18 protein-coding genes and 1 other annotated feature are annotated in these 20,297 nt (G+C 39.6%); of the genes, 2 read left to right on the top strand and 16 right to left on the bottom strand.

The features are described from left to right. The first annotated feature begins 132 nt into the window (after window positions 1-132). Together STYK_RS04870 and STYK_RS04865 are read left to right on the top strand one after the other, a co-directional pair. A complete protein-coding gene (locus STYK_RS04870; RefSeq protein WP_261805336.1) occupies window positions 133-2,415 on the top strand; it encodes a Xaa-Pro dipeptidyl-peptidase in 2,283 nt (760 codons plus the stop codon). A gap of 468 nt (window positions 2,416-2,883) precedes the next feature. Then, window positions 2,884-3,354 (top strand): arginine repressor, encoded by a 471-nt coding sequence (locus STYK_RS04865; RefSeq protein WP_061589810.1) that lies wholly within the window; start codon window positions 2,884-2,886, stop codon window positions 3,352-3,354. 43 nt (window positions 3,355-3,397) lie between these two features. On the opposite strand, the gene STYK_RS04860 is transcribed toward STYK_RS04865, so the two are convergent. From STYK_RS04860 to STYK_RS04785, 16 genes are all read right to left on the bottom strand, one after another. Continuing rightward, the gene (locus tag STYK_RS04860; protein WP_007284777.1) at window positions 3,398-3,556 is read right to left on the bottom strand and encodes a hypothetical protein; all 159 of its coding nucleotides are present in this window, start codon (window positions 3,554-3,556) and stop codon (window positions 3,398-3,400) included. Between the two features lie 9 nt (window positions 3,557-3,565). Next, window positions 3,566-4,876 (bottom strand): GTPase ObgE, encoded by a 1,311-nt coding sequence (gene obgE, locus STYK_RS04855; RefSeq protein WP_261805335.1) that lies wholly within the window; start codon window positions 4,874-4,876, stop codon window positions 3,566-3,568. Between the two features lie 62 nt (window positions 4,877-4,938). Next, the gene (locus STYK_RS04850; RefSeq protein ID WP_000863853.1) at window positions 4,939-5,073 is read right to left on the bottom strand and encodes a DUF4044 domain-containing protein; all 135 of its coding nucleotides are present in this window, start codon (window positions 5,071-5,073) and stop codon (window positions 4,939-4,941) included. Window positions 5,074-5,131: 58 nt separating this feature from the next. Continuing rightward, on the bottom strand, window positions 5,132-5,323 hold the full coding sequence (locus tag STYK_RS04845; protein ID WP_192852010.1) for a PspC domain-containing protein: 192 nt from the start codon (window positions 5,321-5,323) through the stop codon (window positions 5,132-5,134). Window positions 5,324-5,337: 14 nt separating this feature from the next. Further along, window positions 5,338-6,663, bottom strand: a complete 1,326-nt coding sequence (locus STYK_RS04840) for a glycosyltransferase family 4 protein (protein WP_261805334.1) — start codon at window positions 6,661-6,663, stop codon at window positions 5,338-5,340. A gap of 15 nt (window positions 6,664-6,678) precedes the next feature. Next, on the bottom strand, window positions 6,679-7,722 hold the full coding sequence (cpoA, locus tag STYK_RS04835; protein ID WP_049499364.1) for an alpha-galactosylglucosyldiacylglycerol synthase: 1,044 nt from the start codon (window positions 7,720-7,722) through the stop codon (window positions 6,679-6,681). 115 nt (window positions 7,723-7,837) lie between these two features. Further along, window positions 7,838-8,167, bottom strand: coding sequence for a metal-sulfur cluster assembly factor (locus STYK_RS04830; RefSeq protein ID WP_000331925.1), 330 nt, complete (start codon window positions 8,165-8,167; stop codon window positions 7,838-7,840). Between the two features lie 14 nt (window positions 8,168-8,181). Continuing rightward, entirely contained in the window at window positions 8,182-9,291 is a 1,110-nt protein-coding gene (gene rpoD, locus STYK_RS04825) for an RNA polymerase sigma factor RpoD (RefSeq protein ID WP_000201903.1), read from the bottom strand. A gap of 2 nt (window positions 9,292-9,293) precedes the next feature. Further along, a complete protein-coding gene (dnaG, locus tag STYK_RS04820) occupies window positions 9,294-11,054 on the bottom strand; it encodes a DNA primase (RefSeq protein ID WP_261044003.1) in 1,761 nt (586 codons plus the stop codon). Window positions 11,055-11,250: 196 nt separating this feature from the next. Then, a complete protein-coding gene (locus tag STYK_RS04815; RefSeq protein ID WP_261044002.1) occupies window positions 11,251-12,009 on the bottom strand; it encodes an ABC transporter ATP-binding protein in 759 nt (252 codons plus the stop codon). Continuing rightward, a complete protein-coding gene (locus STYK_RS04810; protein ID WP_261044001.1) occupies window positions 12,006-12,872 on the bottom strand; it encodes an ABC transporter permease in 867 nt (288 codons plus the stop codon). The genes STYK_RS04815 and STYK_RS04810 overlap by 4 nt, the downstream gene beginning before the upstream one ends. Before the next feature lie 75 nt (window positions 12,873-12,947). Next, window positions 12,948-13,943 carry a tryptophan ABC transporter substrate-binding protein gene (gene trpX / locus STYK_RS04805; RefSeq protein ID WP_000792150.1) on the bottom strand — a complete coding sequence of 332 codons (996 nt, stop codon included), beginning with the start codon at window positions 13,941-13,943 and terminating at the stop codon, window positions 12,948-12,950. A gap of 215 nt (window positions 13,944-14,158) precedes the next feature. Beyond that, window positions 14,159-14,376 (bottom strand) — a binding site (T-box leader). Window positions 14,377-14,472: 96 nt separating this feature from the next. Then, the gene (gene ppc / locus STYK_RS04800; RefSeq protein ID WP_033684999.1) at window positions 14,473-17,169 is read right to left on the bottom strand and encodes a phosphoenolpyruvate carboxylase; all 2,697 of its coding nucleotides are present in this window, start codon (window positions 17,167-17,169) and stop codon (window positions 14,473-14,475) included. 24 nt (window positions 17,170-17,193) lie between these two features. Beyond that, window positions 17,194-18,417, bottom strand: a complete 1,224-nt coding sequence (ftsW, locus tag STYK_RS04795; protein WP_084887824.1) for a cell division peptidoglycan polymerase FtsW — start codon at window positions 18,415-18,417, stop codon at window positions 17,194-17,196. A 160-nt stretch (window positions 18,418-18,577) separates the two neighbouring features. Then, complete coding sequence (prsA, locus tag STYK_RS04790) at window positions 18,578-19,516, bottom strand: peptidylprolyl isomerase PrsA (RefSeq protein ID WP_004254642.1); 939 nt, start codon at window positions 19,514-19,516, stop codon at window positions 18,578-18,580. Between the two features lie 66 nt (window positions 19,517-19,582). Next, the gene (locus STYK_RS04785; protein ID WP_261805333.1) at window positions 19,583-20,296 is read right to left on the bottom strand and encodes an O-methyltransferase; all 714 of its coding nucleotides are present in this window, start codon (window positions 20,294-20,296) and stop codon (window positions 19,583-19,585) included. Window position 20,297: the final 1 nt, after the last annotated feature.

Below are 20,297 nucleotides of genomic sequence, written 5' to 3'. Positions count from 1 at the left end.
TTAAGTAATTTTTACTTTTATATTAATTGCGATACTAAATATCTTTTTATGTTATTTTATTTTTGTTTTTATATTTATTTTTCACTCTTTTTTTGATATAATAATCTTAAGTTTAATTTTATCGGAGGTTATATGCGTTTTAATCAATTCAGCTATTTAGCGCTACCTAGAGATACAATTATCTTTGAATTAAAAAAGTATGGGTTTGATTTACCAGTCAATATTACAAATAAAAAAATGCTTGAAGCGTTTCTTATTCGTTTCTTTTTTAATTATAAAGATAGTGCCTATCCTCTATCCAGTTTGGCAGTTGATAAAGAAACTGACTTACTGACTTTTTTTCAGTCAAACAAAGAGTTGACTGCAGATATTTTCTACACTGTAGCCTTTCAACTTTTAGGCTTTTCTTATTTGGTTGACTTCGAAGAAAGTGAAGTTTTCCGTAAAGAGACTGGATTTCCCATTGTATATGGTGACTTGATTGAAAATCTCTATCAGTTACTCAATACTCGCACCAAAAAGGGAATTACTCTTATCGACCAACTTGTTAGTGACGGTCTTATTCCGGAGGATAATGACTACCACTACTTTAACGGCAAGAGTTTGGCTACTTTTTCTAGCCATGATGTCATTCGAGAAGTCGTTTACGTTGAGTCTCGTGTCGATACTGACCAAAAGGGTTTACCTGACTTAGTCAAGGTCAGCATCATTCGACCTCGTTTTGATGGACAAATCCCTGCTATCATGACAGCTAGTCCCTACCATCAGGGAACAAATGACAAGGCTAGCGACAAGGCTCTCTACAAGATGGAGGGCGAGCTCGAGGTTAAGCCTGCTCATAAGATTGAGCTAGAAGAACCTCAAGTCAATCTTGTCCAACCTCAAGGCCAAGCTGAGCTTGTGTCAGAAGCTGAGGAAAGGCTAACTCACATCAACGCTAGCTATACACTCAACGACTACTTCCTTCCACGAGGTTTTGCTAATCTCTATGTGTCAGGTGTTGGTACTAAAGACTCTACTGGTTTCATGACTAATGGAGACTACCAGCAAATCGAGGCTTATAAGAATGTCATCGATTGGCTCAATGGTCGTTGCCGCGCCTTTACCGACCATACGCGCCAGCGTCAAGTAAAGGCTGACTGGTCAAACGGAAAAGTAGCCACAACTGGACTTTCTTATCTAGGTACCATGTCCAATGGTCTTTCGACTACAGGTGTAGATGGTTTAGAGGTTATCATTGCCGAGGCTGGTATTTCTTCTTGGTACAACTACTACCGTGAAAACGGTCTGGTAACTAGCCCAGGTGGTTACCCAGGTGAGGACTTTGATTCCCTTGCTGAACTGACCTACTCTCGCAATCTCTTGGCCGGCGACTATATCCGTGGTAATGAGGCTCACCAAGCTGACTTAGAAAAAGTAAAAGAGCAGTTAGATCGCAAATCTGGTGACTACAATCAATTTTGGCATGACCGCAACTATCTGCTCAATGCTGATAAAGTAAAGGCAGAGGTTGTCTTTACCCATGGTTCACAGGATTGGAATGTCAAACCACTTCATGTTTACCAGATGTTCCATGCTCTTCCTACTCATATAAATAAGCACCTCTTTTTCCATAATGGCGCCCATGTGTACATGAACAACTGGCAGTCCATTGACTTCCGTGAGTCCATGAACGCCTTATTGACAAAGAAATTACTGGGACAAGATACAGATTTCCAACTTCCTACTGTCATTTGGCAGGACAATACAGCCCCTCAGACTTGGCTATCACTTGATACCTTCGGTGGGCAAGAAAACTTTGAAACCTTCTCACTTGGTCAAGAAGAGAAAGTCATTCAAAACCAGTACCCAGATAAGGATTTTGAGCGCTATGGTAAGACCTACCAGACCTTCAATACAGAACTCTATCAAGGAAAAACCAATCAGATTACTATTGACCTTCCTGTAACCAAAGATCTTCACTTGAACGGTCGTGCCCAACTCAATCTTCGTATCAAATCCAGTATAAATAAGGGGCTCTTATCTGCCCAACTGCTAGAATTTGGACAGAAGAAATACCTGCAACCTTATCCAGCTGTTTTAAGTGCTAGAACCATTGACAACGGTCGCTACCATATGTTGGAAAATCTCAACGAATTGCCTTTTCGTGAAAATACACAACGAGTCGTGACAAAAGGCTACCTCAATTTACAAAATAGAAATGATTTACTGTTAGTAGAGGATATTAAGGCAGATGAATGGATGGATATCCAGTTTGAACTGCAACCGACTATTTACAAGTTAAAAGAAGGAGATACTCTTCGTTTAGTACTCTATACTACTGACTTTGAAATCACAATCCGTGATAACACCGCTTACCACCTGACTGTTGATCTTGAACAGTCTACTCTTATCCTACCTTGTCAAAAGGCATAATATATCAGACTTTCTATATGGAAGATTTCCACTTGAACAGTTGAAACAAACATACACTTGGTATCAAATGCAATCCCGATATAGGCTTATGATAGGTCTACACGGAAGCTTTGACAAAAGATACTAAAACCCTAACCAACATGTGTACTCATTAATAATACTCGCTACCACACCACATGTTGAAAAATCTTTGTGAATTAACATTAATCATAAATTCACAATAAGTCGTGACAAAAGGCTACCCTAATTGAATGATTTACTGTTAGTAGAGGACACCAATGTAGATAAACGGATAGATACCCAATTCATCTACACTCAACTAGTGACAAGTTAAAAGAGTGGGATTTTCTCCATTTAGTCCTATACTACTGACTTTGAAATCATCATACGTGACAATACCGCTTACCACCCGACTGACGATTTCGTTCCGTCCACGCTTTCTGTACCCAGTACAAGGAGTAACATTTTATGAATAAATCTGAACACCGGCACCAACTCATACGAGCTCTTGTAACGAAAAACAAGATTCATACTCAAGCTGAGCTACAAGCTCTTCTTGCTGATAATGATATTCAAGTTACACAAGCTACACTTTCGAGAGATATTAAAAGCATGAACCTCTCAAAAGTACGTGAAGAAGACAACTCTTACTACGTGCTCAATACAGGCTCTATCTCAAAATGGGAGAAACGTCTCGAAATCTACATGGAAGATGCTCTTGTCTTGATGCGTCCAGTTCAACACCAAGTCCTACTAAAAACCCTTCCTGGACTTGCGCAATCCTTTGGTTCTATCATTGATGCATTAAGTTTCTCTGACGCTATCGCTACTCTCTGTGGTGATGATGTCTGCCTTGTCATCTGTGAAGATGCAGAAGCTGCTCAAAAATGCTTTGAAGAACTGAAAAAATTCGCTCCACCATTTTTCTTTGAAGAATAAGAAAATTCCGTGTCTGATTAGGCACGGAATCTTTTTATCTATTTTACTGAGATGGATTGTCTTTTTTAGTTCGTGCCAATCTCAGAGCACGATTTGGATTGAGACGATTAAACAGTTCTTCCAATTTCTTTTCATTCCAAACATCTGCGGCTGAAACAAAATTGCCATCCGCGTCTCGGAAAGATATCGGTTTATCTCCCATACCAGTCTCCTAGTCTACAAATTCAAACTCAAATTTACCAATGCGGACCAAGTCCCCATCTTTAGCACCACGAGCACGAAGGGCTTCATCAACCCCCATACCACGAAGCTGGCGGGCAAATTTCATGACAGACTCGTCACGATCAAAGTTGGTCATATTAAAGAGTTTCATGAGTTTTTCACCAGAAAGTACCCATGTAGCATCGTCATCACGGCTAATTTCAAAGGATTTTTCTTCCTCGTCAAATCCATAGTAAGCTTCTTCTTCCATATCTGACTCGTCGTAGAGCAAGAATTCTGGTGTCTTATCTAACAATTCAGCTGTCGCATCCAAAAGCGTTGCCAAACCTTGCTTAGTTAAACCAGATATTGGGAAAATAGCTGGTAACTCTTCAAATTCATCGTAGTTTTCAGCCAATTTTTTCTTGAATTCTACAAGATTTTCCTGACTCTCAGGCATGTCCATCTTATTAGCTACAATAATCTGTGGACGCTCCATGAGACGAAGATTATATGACTCTAATTCTTTATTGATTGCAAGATAATCCTCATATGGATCACGTCCTTCACTAGCTGACATATCAATAATATGAAGGATAACACGTGTACGCTCAATGTGACGGAGGAACTGGGTTCCCAAACCAACACCTTGACTAGCCCCTTCAATCAAACCTGGTAAATCTGCTACTGCAAAGGATTCTCCTGATTGGGTACGAACCATACCTAGATTTGGCACAATAGTGGTAAAGTGGTAGGCACCGATTTTTGGTTTAGCAGATGTGATAACACTTAAAAGTGTTGATTTCCCTACAGATGGGAAGCCTACTAAACCAACATCCGCAAGGATTTTTAGTTCCAATTGCAACTCACGTTCCTGACCTGGTTCTCCATTTTCAGAGATTTCCGGTGCAGGATTTTTTGGTGTCGCAAATCGAATATTTCCACGTCCACCGCGACCACCGTGAGCTACAATAAATTCTTGACCGTGCTCAATCAAATCTGTCAAGACCTTGCCAGTCTCTGCATCACGCACCGTCGTACCTTGTGGTACTCGAACTCTAAGGTCCTCAGCACCACGACCATGCATTCCTTTGGTCATCCCTTTTTCACCAGATTCAGCCTTGAAATGACGATTGTAGCGGAAATCCATCAAAGTCCGTAACCCTTCGTCTACAACGAAGACCACATTTCCTCCACGACCACCGTCACCACCCCAAGGACCGCCATTAGGGACATATTTTTCACGGCGAAAGGCAACCATGCCATCACCACCATTACCAGCCTTAACCTTAATCTTGGCCGTATCTAAAAACATACTCATTTTTCTTCTCACTTTAAAAAAGGGCTGGGAAATCCCAGTCACTAAATTTTCTTGAATCTATTTTATAGATTACTGAGGGCACCAATTGCAGTTGCAAAAATTCCCAATAAACTTGCTACTAACATGATAAGCACGATAAGCAAGGTTAATTTCTCAAACATCGTTTTTTTACGTTTTCCATTATCTCCAAATGCCATTTTTATCTCCTTCGTTACATTCTATTTTCTATTATCTTAGCATGAATTCAGCTAGTTTTCAATAGTCACTTGATACTGGTGCAATAATCCATAAAATGATATAAGCTACAATTCCTGCCCCATAACAAAATGCAAGAACACCCCATATTACACGAACAATAGTCGGATCAATATCAAAATAATTTGCGACCCCAGCACATACTCCAGCAATTTTTTGATCACTACCACTTCTCATCAATTGTTTTTTCATAGCTATTCCTCTTTCTATTCTTCATGGTCTTTCCAATAATCTCTGATGCTGATTAACTGTGTTTTTGAAGCCCTCAGCATGCGTCTAGAGCCTTTTACCGGTACAGCGACCACCTTTTGCGGAAGATACAAAACCGTCTTAAAGATACGCTGGCTGACCGTATCATCTTTGGCTAAATCTTTCTGGAAGTTATTTGAAATGATGGAATCCAGATAAAACTCATGTACTCGTTTCCCAAAGTTTTCAGCTGAAATCTCATACAACTTCTCTGATAAAGTATGCTCATTCATGTCTGGTGTTGCAATCAGGGCCTCTAAAATAGCACCAGCCAAATCATGTTCACCGTAATACAAGGTTCCAAACATTTTATCACTGATCAGGTTGTCCAGATAAGGATTTCCATGTGCAATGACAGGTGTTCCACTGGCTAAGCTTTCCAAGTATGTCAAACCTTGCGTTTCACTTGTCGATGCCGAGATGAAGAAATCCGCCGCCTTATAGTAAAGAGCCGTCTCACTAGGAGCAATCATGCCTGTAAAGATGACGTAGTCTTGAATCTCTAGTTTCTTGGCTTGCTCTTTGAGGTCATCCAGATAAGGACCATCCCCAGCTACCACCAGTTTGACCTTGTCTTCTTCTTTCAGAACTTCTGCAAAGGCTGCTAGTACTGCTTGAATATTTTTTTCATAGGAAATTCTGGAAAGACTAAGCAACATCTGTTCGTCCTCTTGAATCCCTAATTTACTACGCAGTTCTTTTAGATTTTCTTGCTTGATTTCTGGACGCTCAAACTTGGCTAATTCAATCCCAGTTGGAATGACCCTTTTTTCAACCTTGACCTTATAGTCAGATAGCAAGTCACGGACAATCTCACTCGGGCAAATAACCCCATCCACATCATGCAGGAAACCTCTTACTAAGTACTTGACCATACTAGGACGAATCAACATCCCCTTAGCAATATAATGCACGTAGTCTTCGTATTGGGTGTGATAGGTATGGATGACTGGAATCTTCAATTCACGCGCAATCCAAATTCCCAACAAGCCAAGAGAAAATTCTGTCTGAGTATGGATAATATCCAGTTGATATTGTTTAGCAATTTCAAGCGCCTTGCTGAATCCTCGATAGGCAAAGCGGCGATCCTTAAAAGCAAAGAAAGGAACACTTGGAATGCGGATAATTTGCCAATCTTCATAACGATTGACATCCTTATCTGTCGTTGTAAATATAAAAACAGCATGTCCCTGCTTTTCAAGTTCGGTTTTCAAGGTTCGAATACTGGTCGCAACACCTGAAACCTGAGGAAAATAGGTATCTGTAAATAAACCAATTCGCATAGATTACCTCACTTTTTACTTTCTCCCTAAAGCGGCTTGTTTCTCATAAAAGTCCAACCAGATTTGTAACAGATGCTCTTCAGAATACTCTCTAGAAATATTCTTAGCTTTTTCTTTCAAATCTTTTAAAGCATCAGGATTCGCTTGATATTCCAGAATAGCTTCTTTCATCTCTTCTCTATCTGCTGTCGCCCGATAATTGCCCTCCAAAATTACCTTATAAAGATCTAAATCACGCAACATAATCGGAGCTTCACAACTGGCAGCTTCTAGGATAGTCATAGGAAAGAGTTCATTGTAACTAGGAAGCAAGAAAAGATCCGCTAGGGCATACAATTCGCGCATCCGCTCTGGCGATACAATACCTGGAAAAATCAAATTTTTAGGGGGATTTTCCATGATTTTCTTGTAGCGTTCATAACCATCTGTCATACCACCAAAAGAGAAACCACCTGCCCAGATAAAGGTAATTTGCGGCAATTCCTCAGCCAGACGGATAAAATCGTCAATCCCTTTGCGTTTCTGAACTTGACCAGCACCTACTACGATAAACTGATTGTCACTAAGACCTAGCTCTGTACGCAGTCTCGCTACCTCTTCCTGTGGAAGCGGATGCCATTTTTCCTTGTTGACAAAGTTAGGGATATAGGTCACTTTTTCACGTGGAATACCAGCTGCCACTAAATCCTCAATAAACATAGGATTGACCACCACCAAGTGCTCCATCCGGTTGTAAAAAGAAAATACATAGCGTTTCACAATTCCCTTTATGAAAAATGGAATTTTCAAACTCCCCTCGAGTGTATCAGGTAAGAAATGCACATAGCCAATTTTCCTTCCTGATCGTTTCTTCTGGAATGTTGATAAATAATAGGGGAGATCAATTGTATGAAAGTGAGTCACATCTGCCTCTATTGGAAGATTTTCTGTAACAATCAATTGGTCCTTGGCATCACGGTGAAGAAGACGAACTAATTCACGGTAAGCACCTGAAACTCCTTGTCCTGCTACTTTCTCACTTGAACTCAACATATTGATGCGTAATTTCTTTTTTTCCATAACTACTATTATATCATTTTCTTTGAATAAAATCAGCAAAAGAAAGGAGAGACTAGAGGAAAAGAGGGGGAAATTTCCTCGCTTTTCCAATAATCTCTCACATGTTTTTATTTGTTTACTTAATGCCTAGGGCAATACGTGCATAGCGACTCATTTTTTCAACAGTCCAGGCTGGATACCAAACTAATTTGACCTCAGTATCCGTTACTTCTGGAACCTCTGTCATAGCATCATAAATCTGGTCTGTCAAAAGGTCTGCTAGAGGACAACCCATGGTTGTCAAAGTCATATCAATCTCTGTTTGTCCTGTGTCACCGTCAAAACGAATTTCATAGATCAAACCAAGATTGACAATATCGATTCCCAACTCAGGGTCAATAACTTCTTCCAAGGCTGATAAAATTCGTGTTTTGATGTTTTCAATTTGCTCTTCTGTATAAGCCATATTCATCCTCACTCTTAGTCTTCAATAAAATCACGAAGCGGTTTGCTACGACTTGGTTGACGTAGTTTTCTTAAAGCCTTGGCTTCAATCTGACGAATACGCTCACGGGTTACGTTAAAGACTTTACCCACATCTTCAAGGGTGCGCATTTTTCCATCATCTAGACCAAAACGGAGACGCAGAACATTTTCTTCACGGTCTGTAAGAGTATCCAAAACCTCATCCAACTGCTCACGCAAGACGATACGAGTTGTATAGTCCACTGGATTTTCAATCACTTCATCTTCGATAAAGTCCCCAAGGTGGCTATCATCCTCTTCACCGATAGGAGTTTCAAGGGATACCGGTTCTTGGGCAATCTTCAAGATTTCACGAACCTTATCAGGTGTCATATCCATACGTTCAGCGATTTGCTCAGGTGTTGGATCTTGTCCTAATTCTTGAAGGAGGTTACGCTGCTCACGAACCAATTTATTGATGGTTTCAACCATATGAACTGGGATACGGATGGTACGAGCTTGATCCGCAATGGCACGAGTGATGGCTTGACGAATCCACCAAGTTGCGTAAGTTGAGAACTTGAATCCTTTAGAATAGTCAAACTTGTCAACCGCCTTCATCAAGCCCATGTTCCCTTCTTGAATCAAATCAAGGAACTGCATACCACGACCAACATAGCGCTTGGCAATAGAAACAACCAAACGAAGGTTAGCTTCCGCAAGACGTTGTTTGGCTTCGATATCGCCGGCTTCAACAGCCAGTGCCAATTCTTTTTCCTCTTCATTGGTCAAGAGAGGTACGACCCCGATTTCTTTCAAGTACATACGAACAGGGTCATTAACCTTAGCCGAAGTTGATCCAATCAAGTCCTCATCGCTGAGTTCTGGCTCTTCTTCAGTGCTAAGAACACGCGCACTTGGATTTCCTTCGTTATCTGTGATTGAAATCCCTGCATCCTGAATTCGTTGCAAAAGGTCTTCAATCCCATCAGCATCCAAGGTAAAAGGAATGACTAGACTAGCATTGATTTCATCATCTGTTGCTGTCCCTTTTTGCTTATGATTACGGATAAATTCTGCTACTTGTACGTCAAATGTTGTTACTTCTTTTTGTTTTGTTGCCATTATTACTCCATTCTTCTCTTTTGGGAAATTAAACGTTCCAATTCTTCTAAGGCTGTGTCGATATCTCCTACATGGCTAGCTTCCTGCACCTTCTTTTTGATTCTCATATTATCCTGATTCAAGAGAGCCTTGTTTCGAGTCATTTCTACTTCACTAAGTTCCTGAGGTGACATCTCAGCAGGTAAATCCTGAGCTAAAACTTGGTACCAAGCTCTTTCAACTTCCTCTGTCTGTTCTGCTAAAACTTCTGGAGGAAGATTTCCATACTGGCCAAGCAAGTCATATAAGACCTGAAATTCAGGTGTGGCAAATGCAAAGTCTTCTCGCAAACGATAATCATTCAAAACAAGAGGGGACTCCATCATTCGATAAAGTAGATGGGCTTCAGCCCTCATAATAGCTGATAACTGCTTGGTGACAGGGATGGTGATTTGCGTCGGTCTGGAAATTCCTTCCATGCGATTCTGTCTTTGCGCCTGACGACTCTCATTCACAATCTGCTCAATCTGGGCATAATCAAAGGACGCCAGACTGTCAGCTAAAATATGAATATAGCTGTTTTGAGCAGTGATAGACTTTTCTTGAACAATCAAGGGAGCTATTTTTTCAATAAACTCAATTTGAGCCTGCAGATTTTCACTATTTTCAGGTTTGTACTGGTGAATGTAGAACTCAATCGGACTAATACGAGTTTTCGTTAATAGATAGGCCAAGTCTTCTGGACCATTTTTTTTTAGATACTCATCTGGATCCAAGTTATCAGGCATGCTGACAATTTGCACAGGCATATCACCAATTTCATCCAGCGCTTTCAATGTCGCAGCTTGCCCAGCCTTATCACCATCGTATACAAGAATCAACTTCTTGGTTAACCTTTTTAGATGCTCAACATGCTCTCGACTCAAGGCTGTTCCCATGGACGCTACAGCATTTTCGATTCCAGCCCGATAAGCTGCAATGACATCCATGAATCCTTCCATGAGGTAAATCTCACTGGTTTTACCAGAAGATTTTTTTGCCCTATCCATATGATATAATTCGTAACTTTTGTTAAAAATTGCAGTAGATCGGCTATTTTTATACTTAGAAGTTTGTGAATCCGTTTTCTGCCAGATACGACCTGAAAAGGCAATAACCTTTCCTTGGTCATTTGTCAGGGGAAACATAATCCGATTGTGAAAGGTGTCTACAAATTGATTAGCATCCGAGAGGTAAAACAATCCTGAATCTAGAAAATCCTCATCACTATACTGACCAGACAAACGTTGATAGAGATAGTTACGTTCTGGAGGTGCCAAACCAATCCGAAAATGCTTGAGCACCTCATCTGTCAAGCCACGCTGATAAAGGTAATTTCTGGCCTCTTCTCCCATAGTCGTTGTCATGAGAATAGCATGATAAAATTTGGCTGCATCTTCGTGCATATCATAAAGAGCTTGGTGAGGCAAAACTGGCCTTTGTTCACTATAAAGCGGTTTTTCAACCTCAATCCCAACTCGCTGACCTAAGATTTGGACAGCCTCCATAAAGGGAACACCTTGGTACTCCTCAATGAACTTAAAAACATCACCTGAGCGACCACAACCAAAACAGTGGTAAAACTGCTTGTCTTCTACAACGTTGAAAGAAGGTGTTTTTTCACCATGAAAAGGACAGAGCCCTAGATAGTTCCGTCCTGCCTTTTGTAAAGAAATCACATCTCCTATGACTTCCACAATGTTGGCATTGTTTTTGATTTCTTCAATGACTTGTTTGTCAACCATACACAATACCTCCATCTTATCATAGTATCACGTAAACTAGTATAGCTTATTTCTGAAAAAAAGTAAACCATTTCATACGCTTTCCGTAATTATCTTTGCCTTATTTTTCTAAATAGAAAAGAAAGTTAAAAAACTCAGAAACACTTTAATGCTTCTAAGTTTGTCTTCTCTATTTTTTGATGAAAATAAAGTTTATCTATTCAAATAATTGATAGTAGTCTGAGATTTTCATCTTAGATTTTTCTTCATTATTAAGGTCTTGAATTATACGACCTTCTTTCATGACAATCAGACGATTGCCATATTTGAGAGCATCTTCCATATGGTGGGTAATCATAAGAGCTGTCAGCTGATCTTTCTTGACAAATTCATCTGTCAACTCCATCAAGGCTACACTGGTCTTTGGATCAAGAGCTGCAGTATGCTCGTCTAACAAGAGTAATTCAGGTCGCTTCAAGGTTGCCATCAAGAGACTCAAGGCCTGTCTTTGCCCACCTGATAAGAACTCAATCGGTGTATTCAAGTGTTTCTCAAGACCATTTCCTACTTTTTCAATAGTTGCCTGAAATTCATCCTTATAACTTGTCAAGCGTCGTGGTAACAATCCACGCTTTTCACCACGAAACTTGGCAATCAAGAGATTCTCTGCCACTGTCATACGAGGAGCTGTTCCCATCTTTGGATCTTGGAAGACACGAGACAGATACTTAGCTCGCTTCTCTGGTGAAAACTTGGTAACATCCTCACCTAAAATACGGATAGTTCCACTGGTTAGTGATAAGGTTCCTGCAATAGTGTTAAAGAGAGTCGATTTCCCAGCACCATTTCCACCTAAAATCGTGATAAAGTCCTGTTCAAAAATTTCTAAGGAAACATCATTTAAAATAATCTTTTCTTCATCAAAGCCATTTTTAACGACTTTGGTTGCATTTTTTAATTCTACAATTGCTGTCATTTGCTTAACTTGGCTCCTTTCAAGATTGTTTGCTTAAATGTTGGAATCATGAGGCAGACTGCCAAAATCAAGGCACTGTATAAACGAAGGTAACTTGTATTAAAGCCAAGAGCAATAACTGCCCACACTAAGAATTGATAGGCGATAGAACCCACAACGATGGCAACCAGACGCTCTGCCAAGCTCAAACTCTTGAAAATAACTTCCCCAATAATCAAACTTGCAAGACCTACAACGATAACCCCGATTCCTCGAGATACATCGGCATAACCTTCTTGCTGGGCAATAAGAGCACCTGCAAGGGCAATCACACCATTTGATAAGACCAAGCCCATAAGCTCCATGCGACCAGTATGAATCCCGAAACTTCTAGCCATATCAGGATTGTCACCTGTAGCAATATAGGCCTGTCCGAGTTTGGTATCCAAGAAAAAGAGCATGAGAGCAATAACAAGACTGACAAAGATAAGACCAGTCAAAAGTTGATTCAAATCTGAATCAAAAGGCAAAACATCCTGTATTTGCTTGGTTCCAAGCAATCCTAAATTTGCACGCCCCATAATCAAGAGCATGATAGAGTGACAGGAAGTCATCACCAAAATCCCTGAGAGCAAGGTTGGGATCTTCCCTTTTGTATAAAGAAGGCCCGCTGCCACTCCAGCCAAACAACCAGCTCCAACAGCAACAAGTGTCGCTAAAAAGGGATTCACACCTTTGGTTATCAAAGTGACAGCAACAGCTCCCCCAAGAGGGAAGGAACCTTCTGTCGTCATATCTGGAAAGTTTAAAATCCTAAATGTCATAAAGATCCCCAGACCTAAAATAGCCCAGACAAATCCTTGAGAAATAATAGATAGTATCATCTGTTTCTTAACCTTTTCTATACGATTTCTATTGTAAAAAATTGGAGGAGATGTCCCCAACTCCTCCATTGTAGATTATTCAATCACTTGTCCTGCTTCTTTTAGAACAGATTCAGGAATCGTAATACCTAGCTCTTGTGCCAATTTTTTATTGATAACTGATTTACCAGTTGAAAAGACATTGACTGGAGTATCAGCTGGTTTAGCACCTTTCAAAACTTGAGCAATCATTTTACCTGTTGCCACACCAAGGTCATGTTGGTCAACTACAACTGATGCTAAACCACCAGCTTCTACCATGGCAGTCGCACTTGGGTAGATTGGTTTTTTAGCGGATTGGTTGCTTGATACAACTGTTGAAAAAGCTGATGCAATGGTGTTATCAATTGGAACCCAGATAGCATCGACCTTGCTAGTCATAACATTAACTGTTGAAGCAATTTCATTTGTTGAAGGAACTGCAAATGTTTCCACTGTCAAACCTGCTTTTTCAGCATAAGCCTTAAATTCTTCTACCTGAGTTTTGGAATTATCTTCGCTACTTGAGTAAAGAGCTCCGATTGTTTTCACATTCGGTGTCAAAGCTTTGATGAGTTCAACTTGTTGTTGAGCGGGATTGTGGTCAGATACCCCTGTAATGTTGCCACCTGGTTTTTTCAAATCTTTAACCAAGTTCGCACCGATTGGGTCTGTAATAGCAGCCATGATAACCGGTAGATCTTTTGTGGCACTAGCCAAGCCTTGAGCAGCTGGTGTTGCAATCCCTACTACAAGGTCATTCCCATTTGCAACCAATTGTTTACTCATTGTCGCAACCTTACTTTGGTCGCCTTCTGAGTTCATAAAGTCGATTTTAACTTGATCATCTTTATAGCCTTCTTCTGCAAGTCCATCTTGAATCCCTTTATAAATCAAGTCAAGAGAGGGATGGCTCACAAACTGAAGGACACCAACTTTGGCAACTTTCTTTTCATTCTTAGCTTCTGGTTTATTCATTGAAGAGTAAATCAAGCTTCCTGCTACTAAGACTGCTAATGCAGCGATAATTCCAATTAAACGTTTATTTTTCATTCTATTTCTCCTTTTATTCCTTTAAAATACTTCACTTATCTAATACTCTTCGAAAATCTCTTCAAACCACGTCAGCGTCGCCTTACCGTACTCAAGTACAGCTTGCGGCTAGCTTCCTAGTTTGCTTTTTGATTTTCATTGAGTATAAACAAGCGACGCCATCGTTTTCTTTCCATACTAACCTCCATCAAAAAAGTCCTCACACAAAAAACTTGTGTGAGGACGTCGATGCGCGGTACCACCTCATTTATAGGGAATTTCCCTATCGCTCTGTCTCGCAATAACGAGATGCACTGTAAGGTGTGCTCACCGAATTTTTATGATTTCAAATTCTAAATACCATTCAGCCCAATTTTCATCATCATCACTTATCTGTTTTCAGCTACCACAGACTCTCTAAAAAGTTTGAATGATTACTTTTCTGAATGGTTAAATTATATCATTTTTCAACTACTTGTCAAGACTCTTTTAGCATTTTTTTGAAAGATTCAAAAACTTCCCCTATAGAAAAGAGGAAGTTTGAAAGACATCAGCCCGAATTACGCAATCCTGTCGCAATTCCGTTGATGGTTGTATGGATTAATTTTTCTTGATCGCTTGATAATTCTCCTCGGCGTTGACGTTTAATCAACTCCAACTGGATATAGTTGAGAATATTAAAGTAAGGCATACGATAATCCAAACTTGCTTTTAGATATGGATTTTCAGCCAAGAGTTCATCGTAACCTTCGATAGCCAAGATGACTTCCTTGGTGACTTGCCATTCATTTAGAATAGTCTCATAGATTGCTTTTACTTCTTCATCCTCACACAGTTTGGCATATTCAAAAGCAATATTCATATTTGATTTTGACAAGACCATGTCGACATTTGAAAGAAGCGATTGGAAGAAAGGCCAATTTTGGTACATATCTCGTAAGATAGCAATATTCTCTGGATTTTTATCGATAAATTCCTTGAAGCTTGAACCAACTCCATACCATCCAGGGAACATGACGCGACTTTGCGACCATGAGAATACCCAAGGGATAGCTCGCAAACCACCGATTTCAGTAATAGTCTTACGAGCGGCTGGACGAGAACCAATATTAAAGCTTGAAATAGCCTTGATTGGACTTGACTCGAAGAAATAATCATAGAAATGATCATTACCAAAGACCAAATCACGGTAGATATCGTAACTACGGTCCACCACTTGGTCCATAATAGCTTCGTAACGATTTGAGGTGTTGGTATCGCTCTTCTTCTGAGTAATCATACGGTTAATGGCCGCCGAAACCAACATTTCAAGGTTATAGTAAGCTGCGTCTTTGTTACCATATTTATTGCCAATTACTTCACCCTGCTCCGTCAAGCGGATACGATCCTTAATGGACTTGAGAGGTTGAGAGGTGATGGCTTCATAGGTTGGTCCACCACCACGACCGACAGTCCCACCACGGCCGTGGAAGAAGGTAACCTTAACGCCAAATTCATCTCCAATAGCAGTCAATTGTTGTTGAGCCTTGTAGAGGGTCCAACATGATGAAAGGTAACCACCATCTTTATTACTATCAGAGTAACCAAGCATGATTTCTTGGTAGTTATTACGTGAAGCAATCCATTTCTTAGCAAGAGGAAGAGAAAGGTATTCTCTCATAGTTTCTTCTGAGTGGTCCAAGTCCTCAATTGTTTCAAAGAGAGGAACAATTTGGACACGGGCTCTTTCTTTATCAACTAACCCTACTTCTTTTAGCAAGATAGCCAATTCCAACATGTCTGATACGCTGGTTGCATGTGAAATGATAGTCTGACGAATGACATCATCTCCCAACTTATCTTTCAACTTACGAGCAGCCTTAAAGATTGCTAATTCTTTTTCAAGTAACTCTGATTTTTCAACGTGAGTGGCAGAAAGAATACGTGGATCTTCCTCTAATTCTTTCAGAAGAAGCTGGCATTTTTCTTCTTCACTGAGTTCGCTATAATGAGAATGAATACCCGCTGATTTCAAGAGTTCAGCTACACAGGCTTCGTGAACACTAGAATCTTGACGCATGTCAATAGATGCCAAATAGAAACCAAAAATTTCAACTGCCTGAATCAGCTCAACAAAATCACCAGAAATCAGTGCTTCACCCTTATTTTCCAAGAGAGAATCACGAATAGTAATTAAATCCTTATAAAAATCATTGGCTGTTTCATAGCGCGCTCCAACTTCCTTATCTTCAATTAGATAGGTTTTTGTTGCTTGGATTTTTGATTGAATATCAAATAAGGCACGGCGGTAAAGTTCTTTTTCACGATAAATTGAATTATCCTTGGATTGACGAGCCATTTCTCTGACTTGCTTGCTCACATTGACAATACTGGTTGAGAGAGAGAATTCACGATAAAGTTGGTAAATCTTTTCATCATAGTAGTTCATGATGACTTCACACTGAGTCATAGCAGATTGTTTCAAGGTATCTGCTGTAACAAAAGGATTACCATCACGGTCTCCACCAATCCACATTCCCATGGTAATTGGTTTAGGATGTTTCAACTCCAAACCGTGTTTTTTAGCGAGACGCTTGTACTCAGCAGTCAAATGAGGAACTGCCTTCAGAAATGAACTATTGTAGTATTCCATAACATTCGTGATTTCATTGGTTACTTTCAATTTTTTTTCACGAATCATGTCTGTCTGCATGATAATCTCAATGTAACGACGGAGATCATTATGCCATTTTTCCTTATTAATCAAGCCTAATTTCACATCACGATACTTACGCAAGAGGGTGTGGATATGGTTGGTCAAATCCAACATACTCTTACGTTGCACTTGTGTTGGATGGGCTGTCAAAACAGGGACAACATTCAAGTGTTCAAGAATTTCAACCGCATTTTCTTTTTCAGCAACCATTTTGATTGTTGCTGATAATTTCCCAAGATAATCTTGATCGATATTATTTTGGTGGTTGATTTCATAAGCCAAATCCACGTCTTCTGAAATATTAATCAAGAGGGGCAAGATAGAGAAATAGCGTGAAATATAAGCCATTTCATCATTTGACAGACTAGTAACCAGTTGGTTCAAGCCCTGATAATCTTCTTGAGTTGATAATTCTTTCAACTCCATGATTTTTGCAAAAGTCTCTGGGGCAAGCATATTTTTAGTGATATCTTCTAACAATTCTGTTAAAATCAATACTTCTTCTTGCACGACAGCTTTATTACTATAGTTTTCTAATTTTTGAAGAGACATAGGTCATCCTTTCCACTATCAACTCTACATATAGTTTGATGAGTGAGCTTCTAACTCCTCATATAATTGGGCACGTTTTTCACTTGCATCAATATTTAAGACAAAGGCGATGGCTACAGACAAGACTAGGAGACTGTTCCCTCCTTGTGATAGGAAGGGGAAGGTTACTCCTGTCGAAGGAATAATGCCAGAAATTCCACCGATATTGACAAAGACCTGTACCAGCATCATCCCCCCAACTCCAATCGCCATCATGGAATTAAAGGGATTCTTAGCACGAATACCGACTAGAATAATTCGTAAAATCAGGAAAAAGACAAGTGCTAAAATCAAGCTGGCTCCCACAAATCCAAACTCTTCAATGACAATTGAAAATACAAAGTCTGTATGGGCCTCTGGTAAATAACCACGTTTTTCGATTGAATTTCCTAATCCTAGACCAAACCAACCACCATTTACCATGGCAAAGTAGGAATTTGCAAGTTGGTGGCCTGCTCCTGCCAAATCAGCAAAGGGATTAAAGTAGGCACTGAAACGCTTAGCAACGTAACCAAATACTGGAACTTTTGAAAACTTATCAACCCCAATCATAGAAATAGCTGATAAGGATAGGGCTGAAACTCCTACCAATACACCGATAAAGGCTATAAACCAACGATGAGCAATCCCACTAACTGTATACATAATCAAGGCAACCAGAGCTAGGATAGTCGCATTCCCCAGATCTGGGAAGATAGCCAAACTTCCTATCATTACCAAGAGGACAAAGCGCCAATCATTAAAAGCACGAGGAATCCATTGATTTTGAGTTAAAACTTGGAAATCGTAAATACCAATTTCATCTTGTTGTTTTGAAAAACGTTGGGCCAAGTACCAGACGATGATAATCTTCAAATACTCCGCTGGCTGAATGGTCAAAGGTCCTACTGAAATCCAACCATAGGCTCCATTGACTGGCGTACCAATTAAGCGAGCCAGAGCTAAGAGAATCAGCTCAACAAACATAACAATAAATAAAAGTCGTTCTTTTCTTAAAAAATTCAGTTTCAGCTTATATATCAAGACAATCAATATTAAACTAAATATCCAAAACATTCCCTGACTTCGAACCAATTGGAGGGCACTTTTACCTTCTTCGATAAGAATGGCACTGGTTGTAGAATAGACTACAATCAAACCCAAAATAGATAAAAGTAAGTAAGGAACTAGAATAGAATAGTTTAACAGGTGCCTCTTACTAATCTTCATAGTATCACCAATCTAATGAGAACAAAAGAAATTATTCCCAAATTCCGTTTATTTTCTAGTTTTGATTGCTATTATACCATTTTTTCCGAAAGAAAAAAACTCTTACCCTTAAGATAGAAGATTTTCTCATAAGAAAAAGAGCACTTGGCTCTTTTCTGTTTTATTCTTTTGAAGAACTGCTTGAGCTTGAATCTCCACCACCGATGTATTGAGTGAAGATATTTTGGAAGGCTTGATCTTTAACCTTGATATTGGCTGCTTGCAATTCTTTTCCGATAATACTTTGAACAAATGATGCGTCGTTTTGTTTTTGAGTTAAGATAACAGTTTTTAATTTTTCTTTGTAATCGTCAATATTAGATGATTTTTCTGTTTTCTTAATCAGTTTAACAATGTAATATTGACTGCTGTAGGCTTGTGTTCCAGTAACGCTAATCACATCAGAAACACCGTTTACATCTAAAGCAAAAGCAGCTTTTTTAACTTGTTCTGGTACTTCTGTTGAAGCAGAATCAAAAGTGATTTCTCCACCATTCGCTTTAGTTTTCTCATCTGTTGAATTATCTTTGGCTAATTGAGCAAAGTCTGCATCACTAGCTTTAGCTTTTTCAAGAATTTCTTTAGCTTTGTCTTCATTGTCCAAACGGATAATTTGAGCAGTCACATCAGGAGTGTATTCGTCAAAGGCCTTCTTGTAAGCATCATCTGTCAATTCAGCTTCTGCTGCTTTCTTAACTGCCAACTCAACCAATTTACTTGTACGAATTTGAGCTTTACGTGTTTCAAGAGTCATTCCTGCTTGCGATAAGACACGTTGGTAGTTCTCACCATATTGTTTCTCTTCTTCGGCAATAGTATCGTTGACTTCTTTGTCATCTACTTCTGAGCCATATTGCTTCTCAAATACTTTTTGGATGGTCATGTTCAACAATACTTGTTGAGCTGAAGGATTGCTTTTCACTTGCTCATAAAATTGATGTTCTGTGATGACATCCCCTTTCATGCTGATAAGATCTGCCCCTTCTGAACCTTTCGAACAAGCTGCTAAAGTTGCTACTGATAATAGTGTAATGGCACCTGCCAATAGTTTTTTCTTCATGTCTACTCCTTTGAGATAAGTGTTACCCTATCTATTTTACTATATTTTCTTAAATTTTTCTGAAAATCATTCGCTGTCAGGCAATTGAACATCTGCTACATTTTTACGAAGCATGAGAATACCGTCCCCCAGAGGTACTAATGTTGCGGTGAGTCCTGGATTGTCTAAGGTTGCATCAAATAGTCTTTGAAGTCCTCTGTAAATAGTTCGCTGACCACGACGGACTTCCATAATATCCTTAGCAACATCACCACCTTGGAAAATATCATCCAAAACAACCACACCACCGACTTCCAAATGTTTGAGGATTTCTGGCAGAAAGACGATGTATTTAGACTTAGCTGAATCCATAAAGACGAAATCATAGGACTCTGTCAAGGTAGATAAGACATCTACCGCATCTCCTTCTAGGAGCGTAATTTGCTTGCGACTGTCAAACTGGGCGAAATTTTCCTTGGCAAAACCAATCATTTCTGGATTGCGGTCAATGGTTGTAATCTTAGCATTTGGTGCGTGTTCAGCCATCAAGAGGGCTGAAAAACCGATTGCAGTCCCAATTTCCAGAATATTTTTAGGCTGCATGGTTTCCATGAGAAAACGGAAATAAGCAACCGTTTCATAGGGAATAATGGGAATATTTTCCTTGCGGGCAAAGTCTTCCAATTCTTTCAAAGAACCTGTAACTTGCTTTTGACGCTGACGCATCAAGTCTACAATTTCTTCCTTGACAACAGGACGACGCATGTTATGATTGGCATTTTTACTATACGATTCAACCATC

The sequence above is a fragment of the Streptococcus toyakuensis genome (genome assembly GCF_024346585.1).
GTDB lineage: Bacteria > Bacillota > Bacilli > Lactobacillales > Streptococcaceae > Streptococcus > Streptococcus toyakuensis.
This window is presented reverse-complemented; position numbering and strand designations above follow the sequence as displayed.

Excerpts from the sequence above, each read along its gene's own strand:
- ftsW (WP_084887824.1), bottom strand. The coding sequence starts at position 18,417 with ATGAAGATTAGTAAGAGGCACCTGTTAAACTATTCTATTCTAGTTCCT.
- STYK_RS04845 (WP_192852010.1), bottom strand. The coding sequence starts at position 5,323 with ATGAAAAAACAATTGATGAGAAGTGGTAGTGATCAAAAAATTGCTGGA.
- STYK_RS04810 (WP_261044001.1), bottom strand. The coding sequence starts at position 12,872 with ATGATACTATCTATTATTTCTCAAGGATTTGTCTGGGCTATTTTAGGT.
- dnaG (WP_261044003.1), bottom strand. The coding sequence starts at position 11,054 with ATGGTTGACAAACAAGTCATTGAAGAAATCAAAAACAATGCCAACATT.
- obgE (WP_261805335.1), bottom strand. The coding sequence starts at position 4,876 with ATGAGTATGTTTTTAGATACGGCCAAGATTAAGGTTAAGGCTGGTAAT.
- STYK_RS04860 (WP_007284777.1), bottom strand. The coding sequence starts at position 3,556 with ATGGGAGATAAACCGATATCTTTCCGAGACGCGGATGGCAATTTTGTT.
- cpoA (WP_049499364.1), bottom strand. The coding sequence starts at position 7,722 with ATGGAAAAAAAGAAATTACGCATCAATATGTTGAGTTCAAGTGAGAAA.
- prsA (WP_004254642.1), bottom strand. The coding sequence starts at position 19,516 with ATGAAGAAAAAACTATTGGCAGGTGCCATTACACTATTATCAGTAGCA.
- rpoD (WP_000201903.1), bottom strand. The coding sequence starts at position 9,291 with ATGGCAACAAAACAAAAAGAAGTAACAACATTTGACGTACAAGTAGCA.
- trpX (WP_000792150.1), bottom strand. The coding sequence starts at position 13,943 with ATGAAAAATAAACGTTTAATTGGAATTATCGCTGCATTAGCAGTCTTA.
- STYK_RS04840 (WP_261805334.1), bottom strand. The coding sequence starts at position 6,663 with ATGCGAATTGGTTTATTTACAGATACCTATTTTCCTCAGGTTTCAGGT.
- ppc (WP_033684999.1), bottom strand. The coding sequence starts at position 17,169 with ATGTCTCTTCAAAAATTAGAAAACTATAGTAATAAAGCTGTCGTGCAA.
- STYK_RS04815 (WP_261044002.1), bottom strand. The coding sequence starts at position 12,009 with ATGACAGCAATTGTAGAATTAAAAAATGCAACCAAAGTCGTTAAAAAT.
- STYK_RS04785 (WP_261805333.1), bottom strand. The coding sequence starts at position 20,296 with ATGGTTGAATCGTATAGTAAAAATGCCAATCATAACATGCGTCGTCCT.
- STYK_RS04850 (WP_000863853.1), bottom strand. The coding sequence starts at position 5,073 with ATGGCATTTGGAGATAATGGAAAACGTAAAAAAACGATGTTTGAGAAA.
- STYK_RS04870 (WP_261805336.1), top strand. The coding sequence starts at position 133 with ATGCGTTTTAATCAATTCAGCTATTTAGCGCTACCTAGAGATACAATT.
- STYK_RS04865 (WP_061589810.1), top strand. The coding sequence starts at position 2,884 with ATGAATAAATCTGAACACCGGCACCAACTCATACGAGCTCTTGTAACG.
- STYK_RS04830 (WP_000331925.1), bottom strand. The coding sequence starts at position 8,167 with ATGGCTTATACAGAAGAGCAAATTGAAAACATCAAAACACGAATTTTA.